Source organism: Streptomyces sp. ATLC9 (assembly GCF_057196705.1).
The window spans coordinates 1-1240 of record NZ_JBXUOY010000512.1 but is presented as its reverse complement, the minus strand read 5'-3'; the positions used below and the strand labels follow the sequence as shown (position 1 = coordinate 1240).

At 75.0% G+C, this 1240-nt stretch carries 1 protein-coding gene and 1 pseudogene; both read right to left on the bottom strand.

From position 1 onward, the window contains the following. Positions 1-62: 62 nt before the first annotated feature. Positions 63-482 (bottom strand): annotated as a pseudogene (locus AC2CJA_RS26720) (protein kinase family protein); the annotation flags it as partial. Continuing rightward, the gene (locus tag AC2CJA_RS26715) at positions 446-1036 is read right to left on the bottom strand and encodes a DUF3090 domain-containing protein (RefSeq protein WP_484605220.1); all 591 of its coding nucleotides are present in this window, start codon (positions 1034-1036) and stop codon (positions 446-448) included. The pseudogene AC2CJA_RS26720 and the gene AC2CJA_RS26715, both read right to left, overlap by 37 nt. Positions 1037-1240 lie beyond the last annotated feature (204 nt).

The window sequence follows — 1240 nt, the reverse complement described above, 5'->3', positions numbered from 1 at the left end:
CCCGCTGCCCGGCGGCGACTGGCCCCCTATCCCCTGGCCGCCCGTCTGACCTGCCCGTCCGATCCACCGGTCCGGCCCGCCGGCCCCGGCTCCTCCGCCCCGTCCGGACGGGGCCCGATCCACAGCTGGCACATGCCCTCGCCGTACGGGCCGTCGCGCAGCACGGTCGGCGGCACCAGATGCCAGCCCAGGGCCTCGGAGACCTCGTAGGCGGCCACCTCGCGCCGGGCGAGGGAGCCGTCGGGGAAGTCCCACAGCGGGCGCTCCCCGCGCACCGGCTTGTAGACGCAGGGCACTCCCCGCACGCCGTCCCCGCCGCCCGGGTCCGCCTCCGCGACCGTGCAGTACAGCACCGTGTTGGAGGCGTCACCGAGGCGCCCGCGCACCGTCAGTTCACCGCGGGCCAGCAGTTCGGCCGACGGTGCGCCGGTGCCCGCCTCCGGCCTCACAGGCCGCGGCGGTATCCGTTCTGGCGCGGGCATACGTGTCCCTCCGGGTCGAGCGGCAGACTGCACAGCGGGCACGGCGGCCGGCCGGCCTTGACGACCTCCATGGCGCGTTTGGCGAAGGCCCGGGCCGTGGCGCCGCTGATCCTCACGCGCAGCACCGGCGGGCCGTTCTCGTCGTCCCGCAGCAGCCTCTCCTCGGCCTCGGCCAGATCCTCGTCGGAGTCGGCCTCGATCTCCACGAGGGCCTGCGCCTCCACGACCACGCACTCGTCCTCGCCGTCCCAGGCCAGCGCCATGGTGCCGACCCGGAACTCCTCATCCACCGGAGTCCTCAGGGGAGCGTTGTCGGTGGTCTCGGCCGGCGCGACGGCCGGGACCGGGGCGCTGCCTCCGGTACGCCGCACGACCTCGTCCAGCAGTTCGTCTATGCGCTCGGCGAGCGCCTCGACCTGCGCCTTCTCCAGGGCGACGCTGGTGGTTCGGCCTGCCCCGGACGCCTGGAGGAAGAACGTCCGGCGGCCAGGCAGCCCGACCGTACCGGCCACGAAGCGTTCCGGATGGTCGTAGAGGAACACCTGACGGGACACGTCCTGCTCCATCGGGTCGACTGCTGGGACACTGGCACCCTACTGCGCCCGGCGATCACAGTGCCGACCACGGCGCCCGTCACCGTGTCCGCCGCCGTGCCGGACACCGTGCCGGGCGGACGCCCCTGCGATGCGGCGGGCTTCTGCCCGGCGCTCTCAGGCCCCGCCACCGACGACCGCGCCGTCGTCGCCGGCCCGCGGCGC